Origin of the sequence: Clostridium homopropionicum DSM 5847, assembly GCF_001263795.1 — a bacterium.
Classification (GTDB): Bacteria; Bacillota; Clostridia; order Clostridiales; family Clostridiaceae; genus Clostridium_H; species Clostridium_H homopropionicum.
Genome location: NZ_LHUR01000005.1, coordinates 100791 through 122865 on the forward strand (window position 1 = coordinate 100791; position 22075 = coordinate 122865).

The 22075-nt window shown below is 29.6% G+C and carries 19 protein-coding genes; 9 read left to right on the forward strand and 10 right to left on the reverse strand.

All coding sequences use genetic code 11. The features are described from left to right. Nucleotides 1-30 precede the first annotated feature (30 nt). From CLHOM_RS00520 to CLHOM_RS00530, 3 genes are all read left to right on the forward strand, one after another. Nucleotides 31-1083, forward strand: coding sequence for a CdaR family transcriptional regulator (locus CLHOM_RS00520; protein WP_052219717.1), 1053 nt, complete (start codon nt 31-33; stop codon nt 1081-1083). Nucleotides 1084-1228: 145 nt separating this feature from the next. Continuing rightward, on the forward strand, nt 1229-2359 hold the full coding sequence (locus CLHOM_RS00525; protein ID WP_052219718.1) for a glycerate kinase family protein: 1131 nt from the start codon (nt 1229-1231) through the stop codon (nt 2357-2359). Nucleotides 2360-2423: 64 nt separating this feature from the next. Then, entirely contained in the window at nt 2424-3779 is a 1356-nt protein-coding gene (locus tag CLHOM_RS00530) for a GntP family permease (RefSeq protein ID WP_052219719.1), read from the forward strand. 76 nt (nt 3780-3855) lie between these two features. Here CLHOM_RS00530 and CLHOM_RS00535 read toward each other — a convergent pair whose 3' ends face one another. Continuing rightward, the gene (locus CLHOM_RS00535; protein WP_052219720.1) at nt 3856-4317 is read right to left on the reverse strand and encodes a metal-dependent transcriptional regulator; all 462 of its coding nucleotides are present in this window, start codon (nt 4315-4317) and stop codon (nt 3856-3858) included. Nucleotides 4318-4487: 170 nt separating this feature from the next. On the opposite strand from CLHOM_RS00535, the gene CLHOM_RS00540 reads away from it, so the two are divergent. Beyond that, a complete protein-coding gene (locus CLHOM_RS00540; protein WP_052219721.1) occupies nt 4488-4874 on the forward strand; it encodes a PaaI family thioesterase in 387 nt (128 codons plus the stop codon). 45 nt (nt 4875-4919) lie between these two features. Here the strand turns inward: CLHOM_RS00540 and CLHOM_RS00545 are convergent, their stop codons facing one another. The 3 genes from CLHOM_RS00545 to CLHOM_RS00555 all read right to left on the reverse strand — a co-directional run bounded on the left by CLHOM_RS00545 (nt 4920) and on the right by CLHOM_RS00555 (nt 7669). Further along, nucleotides 4920-5447 (reverse strand): ferritin-like domain-containing protein, encoded by a 528-nt coding sequence (locus CLHOM_RS00545; protein WP_052219722.1) that lies wholly within the window; start codon nt 5445-5447, stop codon nt 4920-4922. A 98-nt stretch (nt 5448-5545) separates the two neighbouring features. Next, entirely contained in the window at nt 5546-6109 is a 564-nt protein-coding gene (locus tag CLHOM_RS00550) for a class I SAM-dependent methyltransferase (RefSeq protein WP_052219723.1), read from the reverse strand. Between the two features lie 159 nt (nt 6110-6268). Then, nucleotides 6269-7669 (reverse strand): MFS transporter, encoded by a 1401-nt coding sequence (locus CLHOM_RS00555; RefSeq protein ID WP_175478651.1) that lies wholly within the window; start codon nt 7667-7669, stop codon nt 6269-6271. 148 nt (nt 7670-7817) lie between these two features. On the opposite strand from CLHOM_RS00555, the gene CLHOM_RS00560 reads away from it, so the two are divergent. Next, complete coding sequence (locus tag CLHOM_RS00560) at nt 7818-8942, forward strand: MGDG synthase family glycosyltransferase (protein ID WP_052219724.1); 1125 nt, start codon at nt 7818-7820, stop codon at nt 8940-8942. A gap of 116 nt (nt 8943-9058) precedes the next feature. Then, nucleotides 9059-10054, forward strand: a complete 996-nt coding sequence (locus CLHOM_RS00565) for an aldo/keto reductase (protein WP_052219725.1) — start codon at nt 9059-9061, stop codon at nt 10052-10054. 116 nt (nt 10055-10170) lie between these two features. Here CLHOM_RS00565 and CLHOM_RS00570 read toward each other — a convergent pair whose 3' ends face one another. Continuing rightward, entirely contained in the window at nt 10171-10827 is a 657-nt protein-coding gene (locus tag CLHOM_RS00570) for a DedA family protein (RefSeq protein WP_052219726.1), read from the reverse strand. Nucleotides 10828-11050: 223 nt separating this feature from the next. On the opposite strand from CLHOM_RS00570, the gene CLHOM_RS00575 reads away from it, so the two are divergent. Further along, nucleotides 11051-12766: a methyl-accepting chemotaxis protein gene (locus CLHOM_RS00575; RefSeq protein WP_052219727.1), complete on the forward strand. Its 1716-nt coding sequence runs from the start codon at nt 11051-11053 to the stop codon at nt 12764-12766. Between the two features lie 157 nt (nt 12767-12923). Beyond that, on the forward strand, nt 12924-14750 hold the full coding sequence (locus tag CLHOM_RS00580; protein WP_052219728.1) for an urease accessory protein UreH domain-containing protein: 1827 nt from the start codon (nt 12924-12926) through the stop codon (nt 14748-14750). A gap of 76 nt (nt 14751-14826) precedes the next feature. Here the strand turns inward: CLHOM_RS00580 and CLHOM_RS00585 are convergent, their stop codons facing one another. Genes CLHOM_RS00585 through CLHOM_RS00595 form a run of 3 tightly spaced genes read right to left on the reverse strand, consistent with a single transcriptional unit; the run spans nt 14827 to nt 18368 of the window. Beyond that, the gene (locus tag CLHOM_RS00585; RefSeq protein WP_052219729.1) at nt 14827-16197 is read right to left on the reverse strand and encodes a sensor histidine kinase; all 1371 of its coding nucleotides are present in this window, start codon (nt 16195-16197) and stop codon (nt 14827-14829) included. Next, entirely contained in the window at nt 16173-16889 is a 717-nt protein-coding gene (locus tag CLHOM_RS00590) for a response regulator transcription factor (protein ID WP_052219730.1), read from the reverse strand. Before CLHOM_RS00590 ends, CLHOM_RS00585 begins: the two co-directional genes overlap by 25 nt. Nucleotides 16890-16919: 30 nt before the next feature. Continuing rightward, nucleotides 16920-18368, reverse strand: a complete 1449-nt coding sequence (locus CLHOM_RS00595) for a sensor domain-containing diguanylate cyclase (RefSeq protein ID WP_052219731.1) — start codon at nt 18366-18368, stop codon at nt 16920-16922. A gap of 200 nt (nt 18369-18568) precedes the next feature. Here CLHOM_RS00595 and CLHOM_RS00600 point away from each other — a divergent pair, with 200 nt between their 5' ends. Next, nucleotides 18569-19198: a TIGR01906 family membrane protein gene (locus tag CLHOM_RS00600; protein ID WP_052219732.1), complete on the forward strand. Its 630-nt coding sequence runs from the start codon at nt 18569-18571 to the stop codon at nt 19196-19198. 74 nt (nt 19199-19272) lie between these two features. Here the strand turns inward: CLHOM_RS00600 and CLHOM_RS00605 are convergent, their stop codons facing one another. Continuing rightward, nucleotides 19273-19620: a DUF2512 family protein gene (locus CLHOM_RS00605; protein WP_052219733.1), complete on the reverse strand. Its 348-nt coding sequence runs from the start codon at nt 19618-19620 to the stop codon at nt 19273-19275. Between the two features lie 114 nt (nt 19621-19734). Continuing rightward, a complete protein-coding gene (locus CLHOM_RS00610; RefSeq protein ID WP_052219734.1) occupies nt 19735-21912 on the reverse strand; it encodes a putative bifunctional diguanylate cyclase/phosphodiesterase in 2178 nt (725 codons plus the stop codon). Nucleotides 21913-22075: the final 163 nt, after the last annotated feature.

Sequence of the window (22075 nt, forward strand, 5' to 3'; positions counted from 1 at the left end):
TACAATAATAGTATAAGAGGAGCTACTAATATGATTATTTTAACAAACCAACTTGCCCAAAATATAGTTGATAAAATGATGAATGTAATACCTTATAATGTAAACATCATGAACAACGAAGGTATAATAATTGGCAGTGGAGATAAAAATAGAATCGGCCAACTTCATCAAGGTGCTGTTAAGGCTATCATTGAAGATAGGCTTATTGCCATTCATGAAATTTCCGGTGGAGCAAAACCTGGGGTTAATATGCCAATATACTTAAACAATAATATCATGGGAGTTATAGGAATAAGCGGCGACCCTATGATTGTTGAAGCCTTTGCCTCCATTGTGAAAGTAACTGCAGAGCTTCTTATTAACCAGGAATATGCTTTTAATGAGAAAAGAGTAAGAGAGAGAATGAAAGAAGAATTCTTATATCAATGGACTTACAACGAAAACTCTGATGCAAATTTTATACGTATGGCAGAGGTACTTCATATTGATTTAAATTTAAAGAGAACTGCGGTAATTATAAACAGTAATGGAAAAGATATAAAAGATAAGCTTAATAAGTTTTTACATGTAGATGAGTATATTTTAAGGATAAATCTTAATAAGGTACTAATAATTATGAAGTCCAATATAAATCTTCAAAAAAGAATTTTAAATATTTACGACACCTTAGAGAATGTATCAAAAATAGGCGTTGGAAGTGATGAAGATATATTATCAAAATCTGTTCAGCAAGCCTTAAGAGCAATTGAAATTGTAGAAAAGCTTGGAATAGACAGAGCTATTTGTAATTATGGAGACTTAGCTTTTATAGATTCAATAACAAATACCCTAGATAAAGAAAAGTTTTATTCTTTAATTAATAAGCTTAAGGATGAAGGAAAAGGTTTGGATTTAATTGATACACTAATAGCTTATATTATACATAACGGAGAAACGACTACTGTAGCCAATGAACTACATATACATAGAAATAGTTTAAATTATAGACTTAATAAAATAAAAAATATTACAGGCAAAAATCCAAGAAATTTAGTAGACTTACTAGAGATTTTTTCAGCATGTATTTTATATAAATTAAACTAACTGTGCAATTGCACAATAATATTTAATTAATTTTAAACAAACAGCCGATGAAAATGATTTTATGACTGTTATATAATACAGTTAGTAATCGTATTCATCTGTTTTAATATATAGATTAAAAATATTTTTAGAGGAGGAAAAGCCTATGAAATTTGTTTTAGCACCAGATTCATTTAAGGAAAGTATGACAGCCAAAGAAGTGTGTCAAGCAATGGAAAAAGGCATTAAAAAAGCAAATAGTGAAGTAGACTGTATTCATGTCCCAATGGCTGATGGAGGCGAAGGTACAATGCAGTCACTTATAGATGCTACCAATGGAAAGATATATTCTTTAAAGGTTGTTGGACCTCTTGGCAGAGAAGTTGATGCAATGTATGGCATACTTGGAGATAATGATACTGGAATACTTGAAATGGCCAGTGCCAGTGGAATTCAGTTAATATCACCAGAAGAAAGAAATCCCCTTAAGTCAACCACATACGGAACAGGACAACTAATTAAGGCTTGTCTTGATCATGGGATAAAAAAGCTGCTAATTGGTATTGGAGGCAGTGCCACTAATGATGGAGGGGTTGGCGCTATTCAAGCCCTTGGAGGAAGATTTCTTGACAAGAATGGAAATGAACTGAGCTTTGGTGGAGGAGAATTAGATAAGCTAGATTATATAGATTTAAGTAATCTTGATAAACGTCTAGAAAATATTATTGTAGAAGTAGCTTGTGATGTATCAAATCCTCTTTGTGGAGAAAAAGGTGCCTCTAACGTTTTTGGCCCCCAAAAGGGAGCAACTCCAGAAACGATTAGAATATTAGATAAAAATTTAGCTCATTATGCACATATAATTGAAAAACAATTTAATAAAAAAGTACTTAATATACCTGGTGCTGGGGCAGCTGGAGGTCTAGGGGCAGGGTTAATGGTATTCTTAAATGGTACTTTGAAAAAAGGTATTAAGATGGTAATTGAATATGCAGGTTTAGAAGAAAAAATTAAAGATTGTGACATGGTTTGGACTGGTGAAGGAAGTATAGATTTTCAAACGCAGTATGGTAAAACTCCTTTAGGTGTTGCCCAGATTGCAAAGAAATACAATAAACCAGTAATTGCTCTAGCAGGCAGAATTGGTGCTGATATAGAAGTTTTATATGAAAAGGGAATAGACTCTATATTCGGAATTATGAAAGGTGCAGCATCTATAGAAGAAGCACTATCTGAAGGTAAGGAGAATGTAGAAAGAACATCTGAAAATATAGTAAGATTGTTAAATTTATTATAAAACTTAGTTATAAGATACTCTTCAAGTATTTTATATAAATTATTTAATTAAAGGGGGATTATTTATGCTTCAAGGTCCAATGTTAGTAGTAGTATTAATTTTAGCAATCATATTTATTGTACTGACTACATCAAAGCTTAAACTTCATCCATTTTTATCATTAATACTGGCTGCATATGGTCTTGCTTTTGCAGCAGGTGTTCCTGCTGATAAAATATCCACTGTTATAACAGGTGGATTTGGAGGTACCTTAACAAGTATAGGTATAGTAATACTTGCAGGGTGCATTATAGGTACAATTCTTGAAAAATCAGGAGCCGCTATTAAAATGGCAGAGGTTATTATCAACTTAGTAGGTGAAAAAAGACCTACTTTAGCAATGAGTATCATAGGATACATTGTATCAATTCCTGTATTTTGTGATTCAGGCTTTATAATTTTGTCGTCATTAAACAAAACAATAGCTAAAAAAACTAAGACTTCTTTAGTTGCACTATCCGTAGCACTTGCCACAGGTCTTTATGCTACTCATACACTAGTTCCTCCAACTCCAGGTCCTATTGCTGCAGCTGCTAACCTTAAACTAGATAATTTACTTCTAGTTATTATAATTGGAGCACTTGTAGCAATTCCTGGAGCTTTAGTTGGAAATATCTTTGCAACTAAATATGCTTCAAAATTTGCTCCAGTAGCCGAGGCAGCAGAAAGTGGGTTATCCTATGAAGAAGAAATAAAAAAATATGGAACATTACCTTCTGGTTGGAAAGCATTTAGTCCAATAGTAGTACCAATACTTCTAATGGCACTTGGCTCAGTTGCAAAATTCCCAGGAAATCCATTTGGTACTGGCTTTGCACAAAAGTTATCTGTATTTGTTGGAACTCCAGTTAATGCACTTATAATAGGCGTATTCTTTGCTTTCCTTTTAGTTCCAAAGTTAAATGAAGAAACTTTAAGTGGTTGGGTAGGGATAGCTCTAAAGGATGCAGCCACAATATTAGTAGTAACTGCAGCAGGTGGAGCTTTAGGTGCTGTAATAAAAGAAATTAAGGTAGGAGATTATTTAGGTCAAAGCTTACAAAGTTTAAATCTAGGTATCTTCGTACCATTTATAATAGCAGCTGCTTTAAAAACTGCTCAAGGTTCCTCAACAGTTTCACTTGTTACAACTTCAGCTTTAATGCTTCCACTTCTTCCTGCCTTTGGATTTACTACAGAAATAGCAAAGGTACTTGTAGTTGCTGCAATTGGAGCAGGTGCAATGACCGTTTCTCATGCTAACGATAGTTTCTTCTGGGTAGTTTCTCAATTTGGAGGCATGGATGTAAAAACAGCTTATAAAACTCAAACTGTGGCAACTCTTCTTCAAGGCCTTGCAACTATATTAACTATATTTATATTATCACTATTCCTTTTATAAATAAAAAACTAGCTCAAGCTCATAAATAAACTACAAAAAAGGTATATTCCCCCAAGTGAGAATATACCTTTATATTTTACTTTCTATAAGCATTAAATCTTCTAGCCACATCAGGGTTATCTTTTATAAAGTAAATATACTTTTCAAAGCATTTAGTGGTTTCATCACTTATTGTATGCTCAACTTTTTCTGTTTCCTTTAAAATCTTATCTTCTGGTATTCCAAGCAATCTTAAAAAAGATTCTATAATATAATGTCGTTTTAATAGTAATTCCCCAAGTTTTCTTCCACTTTCTTTTAAAATGATTACACCGTACTTTTCATATTGTAAGAGGTCAAGTTCACCTAGCTTTTGTACCATTCTGGTAGCAGATGGTGGATGAACATTAAGTGCTTTAGACAATTCATGAACTCTTGTAAAACCTGTATTCATTGATAATCTATATATCATTTCAAGGTAGTCCTCCATGGAAGCTGTAAGAATATTTTCATCATTTTTCATATATTCGCTAAAAGTACGAAAATCGTTATTATTCATAATTATTCACCTGCTCTTTAAGTTCATAGATGCATAGTAAATTTTATGTATAAATCAGGCAAAAAATTACTTTTAGATAATAATAAAGATTTATTTGTGGTTACTTAAATTATAGTAATATAATATATATTATAATATTACTATATAATTTTAGAAAGAAGGGTTTAATAATGAACACTGATATGCTTAAATTCGTAGAAAATGATAGATTTGCTAAATTTATCGGAATAAAGCTTATTGAAGTTCGACCAGCATATGCGATAGCTCAAATGGAAATTACAGAGAATCATTTAAATGGATTAAATTTAGTTCAAGGCGGTGCAATATTTACCCTTGCAGATTATGCCTTTGCAGCTGCTTCAAATTCAAAAGGCTTTGCTACGGTAAGTATAAATACAAATATCTCCTTCTTGAAGTCGCCAATAGGTAAAATATTAACTGCTGAAGCTAAAGAAATATCTTCTAGCAAAAGTATATGTATATATAATATTGATGTATTTGATGAAGACAATACTTTAATAGCAACTCTCTCTTCAACAGGCTTTATTAAAAGATAAATAAAACATCCTAGGAAAAATCCTTAGGATGTTATACATATATAATTATCTACTAAAATATTTATCATATAACTTTTTAAATAACTTAAGGTGAAGTTCTTCATCAACAATTATTCTCTCAAGAAGTTTCTTTATATAAATATCATCTATTAAAGTAATATGATACTTATAATTGTCTATAGCTTTCTGTTCAGATTTAATATCTTCAATAAGCATATCTTTTATATAGGTAGTGAAATTAACAAAACAAGGTGTCCAAATTCGTCCTGGTGGGCAAGCATTATCCATATAAATAGGCTTAACACCAAGTAACTTAATAGTTTCTCCTAAAAGCTCTAAATGCTTCATTTCTGCCATAGACACTCCACCTATAAGTTCTGCATAATCTTTATGTTCTCCTTCGCTTACCATGTGTTGATAGATATATAGATTGATTGCCGTTAGCTCGCTTATACCTCCTGCGTAATCCTTTAAAAGAATATTAGCATAATATACATTAGGACTTTTTACCTTAGGCTCTGGATAAGGTTCATTTACAATATATTTTGTATGTTTTGAAATATCCCCTGGCATCTTTGCCTCCTAAAAAATAGATATATCATATATTATTAAATTAAATTAAAAATATTACGGTTTTTCTATTTTTTATTACAAAACTCTTAAATATCCCATTATACCTTTTTTAGAATTAATCCATAATTATTAGAAGAAACATCTATATCTCCAATAAACTTTAACCCTGTACTATTGCATAATTCTATCATTTCATTTTTAGAAATTCTATCATTAATTGGAGGACCTACAGGCATTTCTTTTTTATCCCAATCAATTATTAGAAGGTATCCACCTTCTAATAATACTCTTTCTATTTCATTAAGATACATTTCTTTATCTTCTATTTCATGAATAACATTACAGATAAATGAATATTTAATAGAATTGTTTTCCACGGGAAAAGAGTACTCTTCACTCTGTCTAAATTCAATATTACTTATTCCTTTGGCTCTCTCTTCTGCTACCTCTAAAATCTCTCTTACTATGTCAATTCCAATAACTTTATGATTTTTAACAAGATTTACAGCTGGTATTGTAAAATATCCTATTCCGCACCCTATGTCTAATAGAGTACCATCATCTTTAATATTGAACTTTGCTAAAGTCTCTTCTGGTGGCATAATTCTCCTTCTCTCTGGATTATCTAGTTTTTCAATACTTTTAATATTAAACTTATGCATTTTATCTCTCCTTTTTTCATTATCCATTAATTAAAATTTTCATATTACAATCAACTTTTCACACTCTACCTAAATAATAACAGTATACTATGTAGGGGTATATATGAAAAGTATTGTTTCTATAATTTTAATTTAATCTATATATACTTGGTATTTATATTAGCGTATACTTTTAGCCCTTTTATTTAATATGCACTTGACTTCATTAATATCTTCCTCATTGTTTTTTGCCATCTTAATATATAACAGAGATGAAGGTATTAGAAATAATTGGAATATAGCTAAAGTAATTATGTAATTTTCAGGTTCTCCACTCTTTACAGAAATATAGGAAAGCAATATACTAACTCCTGCATTACCAATAGTTCTTCCTAAACCATTGGCAAGATTAGCTATACTAAAAGCTGCACCCCTATTTTCTGGAAGGTTTACATCTGTTATTAATGCTAGCCAATTAGGTGTATTTGCCGATTGTGCTGCGCTCGCAAGTAACGATAAAATGAATATTGCAAATATCCAAGGATTTGTAATAATTTGCTTTAACAACTCTAAAAATACTAAAGCTGCATTATCGCTGCTAGAAAGTACCAATTTATTCATAGGAATCGTGAACATTACTATATAAAGAGGCATCATAGCAAATACAAAAAAAGATGTAAGTATGGCCCTGCCTTTATAGGTTTTATTTTGAACTAAATCTCCCAGATAACCAAAAATTGTAGATGTTAGCCCACCAAGCTGAAACAAAGCAAAAAGATATCCTGAGGCTATAATTGCGATCTTTAAACTATATCCTTCATGCTGAATTTTTGAAATATACATTGTTGGAAGCCATATTAAAGTTCCCGTTGTAATATTCATAAAAAATGCCTGTAAAAACAATAAAATATTACTCTTTCTAGAAATAATGTTATATATATTTTTTAATTGGATGTTGTAATTATATTCAAAACCTCTATTAAGAAGTTCCTGCAATTCCGGCTCTGACTCACCTAATGTAGGTTCCTTAATAAAAAAGTATAAAACAGCTAATAATAATCCTATAAAGCTAACAATTTCAAAAGGGGTTCTCCAACTAGTAGAAGTAGCAAGAAGTGATGCGATTAGCGCTCCTGCTATTCCTCCAAATCCCTGCGACATGCCCCAAAGACTTAATAACATTCCACGAAATTTATGAGGTATATAATCAGTTAAAACACTAAATCCTATTGAAGATATACATCCAAGACCAATACCGGTGAAAACTTGAAAAATAAACAACTGAATATAGCTGCTGCAATGTGCTGTCAGAAATACTGATACAGACCAGAAGATAGTACCTATAATAATAAGTCTCTTCCTATTGAATTTTCCAGCAAGGTAACCCCAAAGAATAGCTGATAAAGCAGTAACCAGTATATTGGCAGCTGAAACAATTCCTAATGAAGAAATAGGTACTTTTATCTCTTTTGCTATTGATGAAAAAAGTGGTGGAAATAAACCAATTATTATATTGTCAAATGCCGCCAAAGCAACAAAAATAAAAATTGTATACGCCATTTTCACATTAGATATACTCATAAATTATTTCAGCTCCCTTGTTAAGTTTGATGTAATATATTCTAACCATTTATTTATATGTAATTATATGTTTCACATAAAAATGTATATATTTATATAAAAAATACATCCTAATATTTAGAACTTAATTATTGAAAGGAATTATACTATGATCAATAACATACTTATTATCTCATCAGATTTTACAGGTCATGGGCACAAAAGCATCTCGGAATCTTTATTAGAAAAATTTAAAGAGAATAAAAATGTTAAAATTCATATAGTTGATGGATTTTCTTTAGGCGGAAACACACTATTAAAAGTGGGTAAAGCCTATGGACCTATTACTAGAAAGGCAGAAAGCTTATGGGAGCTAATATGGGATATATCGGTTGCAAAGCCATCACTTATTAATGAAATTATCGAATTGAAAATTAGAAATAACTTTTTAGAGCTTTTAAATAAAGTAAAACCAGATTTAATATTGACTATACATCCTAATTTTAATGGGTCTATTTTAAATATACTTGAAAAGTATCATATTAAAATACCTGTGGTTACACTTATTGCTGATTTAGTAAGTATATCTCCATTATGGGTTGACCCTAGAGATAGTTTCATTATAAGTCCAACCAAAGAAGCTAAAGAAAGATGCATTGATTTTGGTATTCCAGACAAGAACGTAGAAATTCTAGGTTTTCCAGTACGATCAAGATTTTATAGTCCTAATATAAATGATATTGATAATAAATATTACAATACATATAAGCCTTTGAATTGTTTAATAATGAGTGGAGGTGAAGGTGTGGGAAATATGCATAGAATTGCTGAAACTCTTCTTGATAACTTTAACAGTACGGTAAAAATTGTTGCAGGAAGAAATACATCACTGAAAATAAAGCTTCAAGAAACCTTAGCAGAAAAATATGGGGACAGGGTAGAAATTTATGGTTTTACAAGAAATATACAGGATCTAATGCAAGCTTCTGATATTGCTTTTACTAGAGGAAGCCCAAATGTTATGATGGAAGCTATTGCATGTAATGTCCCTTTAATCATTACTGGAGCCCTACCTGGTCAAGAAAAAGAAAATCCTGAATATGCTGAAAAATATAATCTTGGAGTAGTATGCACTGATGTAAATGAAATTAAAAATATTATAAATAGCCTAATCTCAAATAATGGTGAAAAATTAAATAAAATTAAAAGCTCTCAAAAATCATACAGCAACCCATACATTGCTGAAAACATCGTGAACTTTCTTTTGAATATTGATAATACTAAGCTGCACTAGTTATAAAATTACTAGTGCAGTATTGTATAATTTGTATATTTAACAAACAGGTTGTATAATAATATGAAAATACATAATCTTGTTAAAGTATTCTGTTATGGAAGGATGGAATTCAAATGGAAACACGTAAGATTGGAAAATCTCAATTAGATGCATCTGTATTATCAATGGGTTCATGGGCAATAGGTGGTGGATCCTGGTGGGGAGAAAATGATGACGAAATGTCGATTAAAGCAATCCACAAATCATTAGAATATGGTGTTAACTGGATTGATACAGCCCCTGTATACGGATTTGGTCACAGTGAAGAGATTGTAGGTAAAGCATTAAAGGGCAAAAGAGATAAAGCAATCCTTTCAACCAAATGCGGTTTACAATGGTATAATAAAAAAGGTTCAAAACACTTTACTAGAGATGGCCATGAGGTTTATCGTGACTTATCCCCTGAAGGCATAAGAAGAGATTTAGAGTACAGCTTAAAACGTTTGGACACTGATTATATAGATGTTTATTATACCCATTGGCAAAGTGCCGCTCCAGTATTTGTGCCTATTGAAGATACAATGAATGAGTTAATGAAAATGAAAAAAGAGGGTAAAATTCGTGCCATCGGTACATCTAACGTTTCACTTGACAACTTAAAAGAATACGTAAAATACGGCCAGCTAGATGTTATACAAGAAAAATATAGTATTCTTGATAGAAGGATTGAAAAAGAACTATTGCCTTTTTGCGAAAAAAATGGTATAACTCTACAAACCTATTCTCCTATTGAGCAGGGACTTTTAACTGGAAAAATAAAAGCAGATTATGAAATAAAACCCGGTGAGGTAAGAGAAAATAAGAAATGGTGGCTTCCTGAAAACAGAAAGCTTGCAATTGAAATGCTTTCAAAATGGACTGATTTAACTGAAAAGTACAACTGCACCTTAGGAAACCTTGTTATTAAATGGACAATGCTTCAAAGCAATAATATCAACGTATTATGTGGTGCAAGAAAGATCCATCAGGTTGAGGAGAATGTTAAGGCAGCTAATATTTATTTACAAGCATCTGATATTAAGAGAATGACTAGAGATGCTAATGAAGCTATTTCTGCTTCTAATGCTTAAAAATAAGGATTTTTATTAATAAATAATGAAATATTTAAGGCATGGCTTGACAAGAAGCTTTCTTGATAAACCATGCCTTTTTATGACTACTATTAAACAAAAATAATTGTACTTATCTAAAACGCTTCATTACCTCTACCATTTCTCTTTTCATTTATAAAAACTATAACTCCAGGCATTAGAGAAATTAATATTATAGCAATCAATACATAAGAAAAATTTTCTTTAATGAAAGGTAAATTTCCAAAGAAATAACCGCCACTTAAAAATAATGTTACCCATAATGCTCCGCCAACCATATTGTAGGAAATAAATTTCTTATATTTCATTTTCCCAATTCCAGCTACGAATGGTGCAAAGGTTCTTATAATAGGAATAAATCTTGCTATAACTATAGTCATTGATCCATGTTTTTTATAAAAGTTTTGAGCTTCTATTAAATGTTCCTTATTAATAAATCTCGTATGCTCTCTCTCTAATATCTTTACTCCAATTTTTTTACCTATATGATAATTTGCTGTATCTCCAAGAAATGCTGCTAAAAAAATAATAATTAATAAGGTAGCTATATTTAGTGAGCTTATTGCCGCTAATGCTCCTGCGGCAAACAACATCGAATCTCCTGGCAAAAATGGTGTAATTACTAGTCCTGTTTCTAAGAATATAATCAAAAATAAAACAGCATAGGTTAATACTCCATATTGTTGCACTATTAAATTTAAATATGTATCAATATGCAGTATCACGTTTATAAACTTTATTAAAATGTCCATTCTTTTATCTCCTTATTTTTCAATGTATTTTTAAGCCATCCTATGACTATATATACATTATAAATATTATATATTAAATTTAGCTTAAAAGACACAAAGTTTTTTTCGACTTTAACAATCAATTTTTTTATAGTATAATTTTAGTAATAAATAAAATTAGTACGGTTTTTGGAAATTATATAACATTATTAAATATTATCAAAATTAAAGGAGGTCTAATTCAATGAAGTGGTTTCACAATCTAAAAATATCTCAAAAACTTATTTCTGCATTTATTATTAGTTCAATTTTCATTGCTTGTATGGGTGCCTTTGGAATTTATGGAATGTCAAAAATCAATACAAATTCTAATGCACTATACAACATGGGTTTATCAACTTTAGTTGGACTTCAAAAAGTAAATACTAATACTTTACAAATAAGATTAGATGTACTTGAATTAATTAATAGTAAAAATGCCAATAAGACTTCTGAAACAGAAAATGCAATTAAAGCACTAAGAACCACAAATGATGAAATTTTAAAATCCCTTGAAGCAAAAGATATGGGTTCAGGTGATCAAACAGATCCTTTTGCTGAAGTAAAAACAAATTTAGCTGAATTCCGTAAGCAAACTGATAATATACTGGCCTTGTCAAAGGAAGGGAAATTTGACGAAGCATTAATTCTAAGTAATAAGGTTGCTGATGCAAGAGCTAAGCTTACTAATTCAATAAACGCTATAATTACAACCCATGAACAGCTTTCAGCTCAAACAAATGTAAATAACAATAATACATATACAAGTACAAAAAATCTTATTACTATAACTCTATTTGTCAGTTTTATACTCTCACTTTTATTTGGAATTATTATATCTACTTTAATTAAAAAACAAATTAATAAGGCTTTAGTTTATGCTGAAAAACTGGGCGAAGGAGATTTTACTCAAAAATTTGATCTTCAATCTAAGGATGAAATAGGTTTATTAGCATCGGCTCTTAATAAATCTACTGATAACATAAGGCACCTAATTTCAGAAATAATCTCTAGCACTGGAGAATTGAGTTCCACTAGCGAAGAAGTATCTGCTACCGTTGAAGAAATCACCTCCAAAATGGAATTAATAAATGAATCTACAAAACAAATTTCCAAAGCTTCGGAAGACCTTTCTTCAACTATAGCAGAAATTACAGCCTCTACAGAAGAAATTTCTACTTCTTCAAATGAGCTTTCTAATATGGCAGGTAACAGTGCTACTTCCTCAAATGAAATAAAAACCAGAGCTGCTCAAATTAAAGAGCAAGGTTCTAACTCAAGTAAAACTTCTGCGGCAATACATGAGGAAAAGGAAGCTAATATAGAAAAAGCAATTGAAACAGGAAAAGTAGTTAGTCAAGTAAGAGTTATGTCCGAAACAATAGCATCTATAGCTGAGCAAACAAATCTTTTAGCTCTAAATGCTGCAATAGAGGCTGCAAGAGCTGGAGAACAAGGAAAAGGCTTTGCCGTTGTAGCTGATGAAGTTAGAAAATTAGCTGAAGAGTCTTCTGGTGCAGTTTCTGAAATACAAAGTGTAATTACTGAAATAGAAGAGGCTTTCAAGCAGCTTTCAGAAAATGCTCGAGATATGTTAAATTACTTAACTACTAATGTAAAATCTGATTATGATTTATTAATAAATACTGGAGTACAATATGAAAAAGATGCCCAATTCGTAAATAGTATATCTGAAAATATTGCATCCTCCTCATCAACTATGTTAAATACTATTGGGGAAGTAAGTCAAGCAATTCAAAATGTATCAGCTACTGCTGAAGAATCCTCTGCCAGCACAGAAGAAATATTAAGCAGTATAGAAGAAACTACAGTTGCTATGGAAGAGATTTCAAAATCCATTCAGGTACAATCCGCCCTATCTGATAAGCTTGTAGTATTAGTAAAAAAATTTAAAATCTAGTTAACTCTAAATATCCTAAGTTAAATTCTATCTTAGGATATTTTTTTCATGAAAAATAATTTTCAAATCTAAATCTTCATAAAATCCACATATCTATATCATATACTCTACATATAATTAATTTAATGTTCTTTTAAGTTTAAGTAGGAGGAAATTTATGAAAATTAAAAAAATAAGATTAAAAGTGTATAATATGACTTGCTCCTCATGTGAAAATCGAGTTGAAAAGGCTATTAAAAACTTGTCTGGAATTATAAGTGTAAAAGCTAGTTATAACAAGCAGTGTGCAGAGATTGAATTGGACTCTGAAAAATGTACATTAGAAAATATTAAATCTGCCATTAATAATGCTGGTTACAGTACTGAAAATTCTAATGACTATAAAATTATGGGCATACTTATAATAGTAGCTGCAGTAGTACTTCTTGGAATGAAAACCAGTGGCTTCGATATGGAGGCAAAACTCACTAATGCATCATATGCAATTCTTTTTGTAGTAGGGGTTCTCACCTCTCTACACTGTGTGGGAATGTGCGGTGGAATAATGCTTTCTCAAAGTCTATCAAAAGAAAGTAACAGTAAATTTGAAGCCCTAATACCATCAATTTTATATAACTTAGGAAGAGTTGTATCCTATACTATCCTAGGCGGTATAATTGGTGCTCTTGGTTCAGTTTTTTATCTCTCAATTACCGCAAAGGCAGCTCTTCAAATGTTTGCTGGAATATTTATGATTATTATGGGCTTTAATATGGCTGGTTTTAGTGCTTTAAGAAAGCTTAGTATTAAACTTCCAATTTCAGCTTGTAAAATCAAAAATAAATCTGGTTCACCTTTTTTTGTAGGAGTTTTAAATGGTCTAATGCCTTGCGGACCTCTTCAAACTATGCAGCTTTTTGCCCTTGGTACAGGCAGTGCTTTTAAAGGTGCCTTATCCATGTTTATGTTTTCAGTTGGAACAATACCCTTAATGCTTACTTTCGGTGCAGTATCAGGATTACTCAGCAAAGGTTACACACAAAAAATTCTTAAATTTAGCGGAGTTCTTATTATTGTTCTTGGTCTAATTATGGAAAATAGAGGCCTTGCATTAGCTGGAATAAATATAAATCCGTTAACAGCATTGGCTAGTACTTCAAAGGACTTATTAGGTAAAGCTTCTAATAATTCTTCAAGTGCGAATGTTTCTAAGGCTACATTAAAAGAAGGGATCCAAATAATAAACATGACTGCTGATAATAATGGTTATACACCTAATGCTTTTTACGTTCAAAAGGGAATCCCCGTTAAATGGATAATTGACGGAAAAGAATTAAACTCCTGTAATAATGCTATTGTAGCTCAATCTCTTAATCTTGAAAAAAAACTGAATAAAGGTGAAAACATTATTGAATTCACACCAGGTGATAAAGATATAAATTTTAGCTGCTGGATGGGAATGATAAGAGGAGTTATAAAAGTAGTAGATAAGCTTGACTCTGTCGATACTTCAAAAGCAGATTCTTCTTTACCTCCTGCTAGTAATGGCCCAAGCTGCTGTGCGGTACCTTTAGATGAAAGTTCTGATTCTGGAGCTTCTACACAAGAAAGTATTTATGGAAGCGATATTACAAAGGTTCCAACAGAAACCTTAATAAATAAAGCCTCTCCAAGCGAAAAATATTATAACTCAGTATTTAAAGGTATTGGTTATGAATTTAAACCATTAATTATTGTAACGGGAACAAGTCTCAAAACAAAGGTAAATTTTGATTTAAATTCCTTTGATAATGCAGAAGGTAAATTTGAAGTTCTAGATTTGTCAACTGGAGATACTATTACAACCTTTTCAGGAAAAAAAGGTATCAATGAATTAATATTAAATCCAAGAAAGCCAGGAAGCTATGGAATTGTAAAGGATGATAATTTATTAGGAATAGTTGAGATAGTTAAAGACATTAAAACCATAGATTTATCATCTATAAGACAAAAATACCTTAATTAGATATAACAAAAGAGCTTTAGTAAACTTTTACTAAAGCTCTTTTAGCATAATCTTTAATGAAATTATAATTGTTTCTTTATTTATAAATATTAAAGTATATCTTAAAGCTGGTTCCCTTTCCTTCCTTACTTACTACTTCAATATTAGCTAAATGAAGCTGTAATATGTTCTTTACTATAGTAAGCCCTATACCATTGCCTTGAGTTTCATGTCTACTTTTATCTCCCCTATAAAGCCTTTCGAAAATAAATGGCAGGTCTTCTTCTTTAATGCCGATACCATTATCTTTAACTTCTGCAATCACCTTGTCTCTTTCATATTTTAGACTTATACAAATATTTTTACCTTTTTCAGTAAATTTAATAGCATTAGATATTAAATTAATAAACACTTGTTTTAGCTTATCTTTATCTCCAGTTATGTAATATTCACTATAGTTGTCTAGCTTTAAGATTAAGTCAATTCCCTTATTTTCAGCTGCCATATAAAAGTCATTATATATATCTTCAATTAAGTCCTTTAAAGATATTTTTTCGAAGTTTAACTTTATACTCTCCTCTTCAAATTCTTTTAAAAGATTTAAGTTGTTTAGCAGCTTACCAAACCTTACTACTTCTTCATTTAAATAATTTAATCTTTCGTTCGTTACAGGGAAAACCCCATCAATCATAGCTTCTATATTATTTTGCAATATATTTAAAGGTGTTCTTATCTCATGGGAGATATCCGACACTAGCCTCCTTCTTATTATATCCTGATTTTTTAGCTTTTCTGCAAGTACATTAATGCTTTTTCTCAAATTTTCCAATTCTTTAATATCACTTTTTATTGTTGATTTTGTATCAAATCTACCCTCGGATAAATTCATAGACATATTTGCCACATCTTTAATAGGAGCAGCTAATTGTTTAGAAATATATAGACTAATAATTATTATTATTGCTAGAGTTACCAAACCACTTGCAATTATACTTTTAATAACAGATATTTTAAAGTTTACATCATCTTCAGTTAATAAAACAGATGAATATTGACCAATATCCACATATCCAGCTATCTTATCTCCAACCTTAATTTCAAAGGTCTTACTGTTATAGATTCCCGCTTCCTTCACATTCATATTCTTAAAATGTAAATTATTCCTTATGTCATTTGGGTCCATTCCCCAAATGACTTTTTTATTATTATCTAAAAGCGTTAAGCAGTAATTGCTCATATATGCTTCATGGATTAATTCAACCCCCGAGTTCTCAGTCCATTTACCCTCTCTTTTATAGGTTTCTTGGAGAAAAGATATAATTCTTTCATATCTTTTATTTTGAGTATTTATCATATATTCATTAAATTTATTATTTATTGTTAAGTTAACGAATAATGTGCAAAGTAATATTGCACAGATAGAACATAGAATAAAAAATATACTTATTTTTCTTCTAATTGTTTGCATTTGTTTTCACCGCCAAACTTATAACCTACCTTTGTGACAGTTATAATATATTTTGGGTTTCTTGTGTCACTTTCTATCTTTTTTCTGATATTTTTTATATGAACATCAATAGTTCTGTCAAATCCATCAAAATCTTCTCCAAATACTTTATATATAAGTTGTTCCCTAGTTAAAACTCTTCCCTTATTTATTATTAAAGTGTATAATATATCAAATTCGTTTGGTGTAAAGGGTATCTCTTCTCCATGCAATTTAACAACCCTTCTATTATAATCTACAATAAGTTCTCCATCATTAAATGCAAATTCCTCTTTATCCAAATCCTTATCCAAATTCAATCTTCTAAATAAAGCATTAACCCTAGCTGTTAACTCTCGTGGACTAAAGGGTTTAACCAAATATTCATCTGCTCCAATGTTTAGTCCTTCTATTCTATTATCTAGACTTCCTTTTGCTGTTAACATAAATATATGTACAGAAGAGGTTTTTCGTATTATTTTACATACCTCCTCTCCAGATATATCTGGTAACATTAAATCAAGAATTATAAGCTTAAAATCTATAGCTTTAAATAAAGCTATAGCCTCAAGTCCCCTTGTAGTACAATAAACTTCGTATCCTTCTCTTATTAAATAAGCCTTTAGCACCTCTGATACTTTTTCTTCATCTTCAACAATTAAGAGTTTGTCCATTGCCATTCACCTCATAGTCTTTTAATTAAATTATTCGCAAAATATCTCTATCCTATTTCTTCCCTTTTCTTTTGCTTTATATAAGGCTCTATCAGCATTACTTATTAAAGTTTTATATAGTGTATCTTTGTTAGGTTTCAAAGTTGCAAAACCGATACTTACAGTTATATATGGATTAATAGGTGAATTACTATTTAAAATTTTTAAATCTTCAACCTTTGAACGAATTCTATGAGCTACTATTTCAGCATCCTTTGTACTAGTCTCTGGAAGAACTATTGCAAATTCTTCTCCTCCATACCTACAAATTAAATCTCCTGGTTTTCTTAAACATTTTCGTATTTCCTTAGAAATAATTTTTAAACATTCATCTCCCTTGATATGACCATATGTATCGTTGAATGCTTTAAAATAATCTACATCTATCATAATCATAGAAAAATCTATTGATGTACCAGAAGCATTTTGCCACTTTATTGACATATATTCATCAAAATATCTTCTATTAGGAATATTTGTTAATCCATCTAAAAATGATAATCTTTTTAATTTTTCATTAGAAATCTTCAATTCATTTTCAATTATAACTTCTTTAGTAATATCTCTTCCAATTGCTACTACCCCAATTATTTCTCCTTTTGAATTCTCCATTGGTGATAAGGATATTTGATAAAATAGATACTTATTATTTGCTATTAATGACCAATTATATACTACATGCTCTCCTTTCAAAGCTTTAATGGCTGATTCCTCATGTATCCTGTGATTTTGATCTGGAAAAACCTCTCTTATTTTTTTGCCAACAATATCTTCTTCTTTTAACCCTATCTTAGTATACCATTTTCCAAATACTCCAGAATAGCTCAATTCTTTATCAATAGTAAATACCACATCTTCCATAGAATTTATCAAGGTACTAAACCTAGCATTTGACATAAAAACTTCCTTTTGAATTTCCTTATTCTTTGATATATCTCGAGTTACTGCTATTAACTCTTTGACAAAATTATTGTTATCTAAAATTCTTTTCATAGAGGTTTCAACCCAAACATACATACCATCTTTTCTTTTCATTCTATATTCCATCTTATATACATTTTCATTGTGAAGAGTATTCATATGCCACTTCATTACAGCTTCTATATCCTTTGGATGTATATAGTCATAAGGACTAGTCCCTATCATTTCTATTTGAGTATATCCTAAAATTTCATTGATAAAAGGAGAGACATATATATATTCTCCATCTGGCTTATGAGAGGATATCATATCTGTGAGATTCTCTGCCATTATTCTATAATATCTAAGTTCTTTTAGATTTGAATTTTTTATTAATATTAATATGTCTCTATAATATTCAATTATTCTTTTACAGTTAAGTATTAACCTATTGTATATTGAATATCTACTAAAATACCATACAATTATTAAACTAAAAACTATTATACTCAAAACGTTTACAGATAATTTTATTATCATTGGTCTCCTCCTACTTTAAAGATTCCCAATTAAATCCTAGAATTAATTATACTCTTACCTTCATAGGCTTTCAATTTTTTTAATTTATCTTTTTCTACAATAATATTATTAATTTATTGTAGCTTTTTTTGTTACTTTTAATATATTATAGGATATATACAATCGTATATATAAAAATTAACATCTTTGGAGGAAATATAATGAATAACATTCTTAATAAAATGCTTAAGCTTATCTTTGTTATTGCAGTGATTTTATTGATTTTTATACTTGCTGTAAAATTTACTTTTAATTTTAAGCCTCTATACTATTTTGAAATTGAAAATTCTAATATTGAAGAATTCTCTGGCTTAAGCGAATCTAAAATAAAAGAAAACTATAACTACGTAATTAATTACCTTAATTCAGGAAATGAAGTTGAATTTAATCTACCTAGCTTACCCTTCTCTGATAAAGGTAAAATTCATTTTTATGAAGTTAAGATAATTTATAAAGCTTTAGATGTGATCCTAATTTGCTCGTTAGCAGTAATAATTTTATGTCTTTTATTTAATCGAAATTTTATACTTCTATTAAGACACGCTTCAATTCTTTTACTTGTGATTCCAATAACGATTCTAATACCATTTATAATTAATTTTGACTCCAGCTTTACTTTTTTTCATAAGCTATTTTTCAGAAATGATTATTGGCTCTTTGACCCAAATGAAGACCCAGTGATAAATATATTACCTCAAGATTTCTTTTTTCACTGTGCACTTCTTATTTTATTAATTATATTAATAAGCAGTTTAATATTAAGAATAACTACTCGGAAAATCAAAAAATAAATAGCTATGTTTTAAGGAATATATAATAATTTTACTCCTTAAAACATAGCTTAACTCTAAATCCTCTAACTATATTAATCTATTATGTTCTTTGAAAAGAATGAGTGAAAGAAGTATTCCGCAACAGCTGTTATTACTCCTATTCCAACTAATGAAGAGAATTGAAAATTCTCTACAACTAAAAGCGCATTCATTAAATAAACAGTTAAAGAAGCCATAAAACCTTCTAAAATTGAGGTTATTATACTTCCATATTGATTATAGATATAAATATCTCCCATGAAATAATTTATTACTGTAGCTATTACAGCAAATAAAATTACTCGTGAAAATGAACTACCTTCTACTATTCCTAATACTGCAAACCCGATTACACAATACAAAACAAACTTTATTGCAAATGTCTTCCAAGAATGATTCATAAGTAAACCTCCATTTTTTAAGTATCATTGTATTATTTATCAATTTCTTTATTAACAGTTTAATATACAATAAATTTATTGTAAATACCATCTATTATCTGTGTATTAGAGACTTTACATAGCAAATAAAATTTTCTCACCATAAATTAGCTTTTCACATTCTTCCGGTGGCACTGGTTTACTATATAAGAATCCTTGAATTTCATTACAACCTTTGTTCTTTAAAAACTCTAATTGAGTTTCTGTTTCAACTCCTTCTGCTGTAACATTTAAGTCAAGATTTTTTCCTAACATAATAATAGTATTAACAATTGCTGTATTTTTTTTATCATCACTAATATCTCTTACAAAGGAAGCATCTATTTTCAGCGTATCAATCTTAAAGTTTTTCAAATAATTTAATGATGAAAATCCTGTTCCAAAATCATCTAAGGATACATGAACACCCATCTCTTTTAATTTTCCAAGAGTTTCCATAGTGCCTTTTAAATCTTTTATAATTATACCTTCAGTTATTTCTAATTCTAGCCACTCAGATGATAATCCACTCTCATCTAAAATAGCTCCAATTTTGTCCACTAAATCTTGTTGGATAAACTGCATAGCAGATAAGTTAACTGACACTCTAATAGGTTTATGTCCTGCATCTTGCCATTGTTTGTTTTGCATGCAAGCTGTTCTAAGTACCCACTCTCCAATAGGAACTATAAGACCAGATTCCTCTGCCAGCGGAATAAATTCAGCAGGTGAAACCATTCCTAACTCAGGATTATTCCATCGAATAAGTGCCTCTACTGCAATTATTTTATCAGAATTAGCATCTACTCTTGGCTGATAATACAATATAAATTCTTCCTGTTCTAAAGCTTTTCTTAATCTATTTTCCAGTTTAAATCTTTCAACAGAATGCATATTCATTTCTTTTTGATAGAATAGGAAATTATTTTTTCCCTTCTCTTTGGCCTTATACATTGCAATATCGGCCTTTTTAAGTAACAAGTCTAAATCTTTTCCATCAAATATAGAAATTGCAATCCCTATACTAGTACTTATACTAAATTCTTGTCCATCTATTATGTAAGTTTCTTTAAATAGATTCACTATAGCTTCTGCCATTTTTGAAACCTGTTCTCTATTTTTAATATTAGAAAGAAGAATATTAAACTCATCTCCTCCTATTCGGCATACAACATCATCTTTTCTTAAAATACTTACTAATCTATTTGAAATCTCTAATAATAATTTATCTCCAATATCATGTCCAAAAGTATCATTAATAAGCTTAAATCTGTCTAAATCTAAGAATAGAACCGCTAGCTCTGATCCGTCTTCCTCAGATTTTAATAAGGCATCATTTAATTCTCTATTAAACTTAAACCTATTTGGAAGTCTTGTAAGAAAGTCATGATTTGCTAGGTATTCTAGTTCATCATTAGCATTCTGAATTTCCTTAAAGTTTTCTTTTAAAATTTTAGAAGTAGATTTAAAATTCATTATTAAGGTATCGATCTCTTTAATTATACTTCTAGGCCATTCTATAGAATCTTCATTTAAGATTTTTGATGGTAAACGTGTTGTTTCCTTGGCTAGCTTTCTTATTGGATAAGTTATTACCTTTGAAAATAATGTAGCTATTAATAAAGTGCTTATTATGGAAATCAAAATAATGCTTAAACTCCTAAGTCTTTCATTATCTAAACCATTATTATAAATACTTATAAACAAATCTGACATAATTACTGTACCTAAGAACAATGTAAATAAAATTTGATTCAATGGTAAAGTAATACTTCTTTTATTGTTTGCATAATAATTTCTTATTTTTATAAACATGAGTAACAGGTTCGCTAAAAATACGTTCAATATTCCATTTACGCCCTTATTTAAAGCTATAATATATGAATCATATGTATTTAAATTTAACACTTTATTATAAATTAATATAGTTAATGGCATGCCAATTAAAATCCAAAAAACACTATCTAATAAAATGATATTTCCTATCTTTCTCTTTTGAATAACTGCAATAAATACTATTTCTAATGTATATAAAATAACTCCAAAAGGATGATTCCATAAGTAATATGTATAACTACTTACAATTAGTGAAGCAAAAAAAGACCATCTTAGTCCATAAAAATATGATATTAGTAATACAAAAATACTTCCAAAAATAAAGTCAAGACCTTTTAATAACTTAATTTCAAGATAATTTCCCATAATCCCCAATAATGTTAATAGAATAAATATACCTATAAATTTAATATTATGCTTCTTTTCAGAAAAAACCATTTAACCAACTCCCAAAATCCATACACTTAAATCTAGTAAATAAACCCACCGACAAAATTATATCAAATTTGATACTGTACTACAATAAAAATTAATAAATATAAAATATTAAAGAATAAATATTAAATATTAAAAAAGGCTCTCAATTTTGTTAATTAAACAA

Coding starts and splice junctions, on each gene's coding strand:
- CLHOM_RS00595 (WP_052219731.1), bottom strand. CDS start 18,368: ATGATAATAAAATTATCTGTAAACGTTTTGAGTATAATAGTTTTTAGT.
- CLHOM_RS00605 (WP_052219733.1), bottom strand. CDS start 19,620: ATGAATCATTCTTGGAAGACATTTGCAATAAAGTTTGTTTTGTATTGT.
- CLHOM_RS00530 (WP_052219719.1), top strand. CDS start 2,424: ATGCTTCAAGGTCCAATGTTAGTAGTAGTATTAATTTTAGCAATCATA.
- CLHOM_RS00550 (WP_052219723.1), bottom strand. CDS start 6,109: ATGCATAAGTTTAATATTAAAAGTATTGAAAAACTAGATAATCCAGAG.
- CLHOM_RS00545 (WP_052219722.1), bottom strand. CDS start 5,447: ATGCCAGGGGATATTTCAAAACATACAAAATATATTGTAAATGAACCT.
- CLHOM_RS00525 (WP_052219718.1), top strand. CDS start 1,229: ATGAAATTTGTTTTAGCACCAGATTCATTTAAGGAAAGTATGACAGCC.
- CLHOM_RS00560 (WP_052219724.1), top strand. CDS start 7,818: ATGATCAATAACATACTTATTATCTCATCAGATTTTACAGGTCATGGG.
- CLHOM_RS00565 (WP_052219725.1), top strand. CDS start 9,059: ATGGAAACACGTAAGATTGGAAAATCTCAATTAGATGCATCTGTATTA.
- CLHOM_RS00590 (WP_052219730.1), bottom strand. CDS start 16,889: ATGGACAAACTCTTAATTGTTGAAGATGAAGAAAAAGTATCAGAGGTG.
- CLHOM_RS00570 (WP_052219726.1), bottom strand. CDS start 10,827: ATGGACATTTTAATAAAGTTTATAAACGTGATACTGCATATTGATACA.
- CLHOM_RS00610 (WP_052219734.1), bottom strand. CDS start 21,912: ATGGTTTTTTCTGAAAAGAAGCATAATATTAAATTTATAGGTATATTT.
- CLHOM_RS00600 (WP_052219732.1), top strand. CDS start 18,569: ATGAATAACATTCTTAATAAAATGCTTAAGCTTATCTTTGTTATTGCA.
- CLHOM_RS00535 (WP_052219720.1), bottom strand. CDS start 4,317: ATGAATAATAACGATTTTCGTACTTTTAGCGAATATATGAAAAATGAT.
- CLHOM_RS00540 (WP_052219721.1), top strand. CDS start 4,488: ATGAACACTGATATGCTTAAATTCGTAGAAAATGATAGATTTGCTAAA.
- CLHOM_RS00575 (WP_052219727.1), top strand. CDS start 11,051: ATGAAGTGGTTTCACAATCTAAAAATATCTCAAAAACTTATTTCTGCA.
- CLHOM_RS00580 (WP_052219728.1), top strand. CDS start 12,924: ATGAAAATTAAAAAAATAAGATTAAAAGTGTATAATATGACTTGCTCC.
- CLHOM_RS00555 (WP_175478651.1), bottom strand. CDS start 7,669: ATGAGTATATCTAATGTGAAAATGGCGTATACAATTTTTATTTTTGTT.
- CLHOM_RS00585 (WP_052219729.1), bottom strand. CDS start 16,197: ATGCAAACAATTAGAAGAAAAATAAGTATATTTTTTATTCTATGTTCT.
- CLHOM_RS00520 (WP_052219717.1), top strand. CDS start 31: ATGATTATTTTAACAAACCAACTTGCCCAAAATATAGTTGATAAAATG.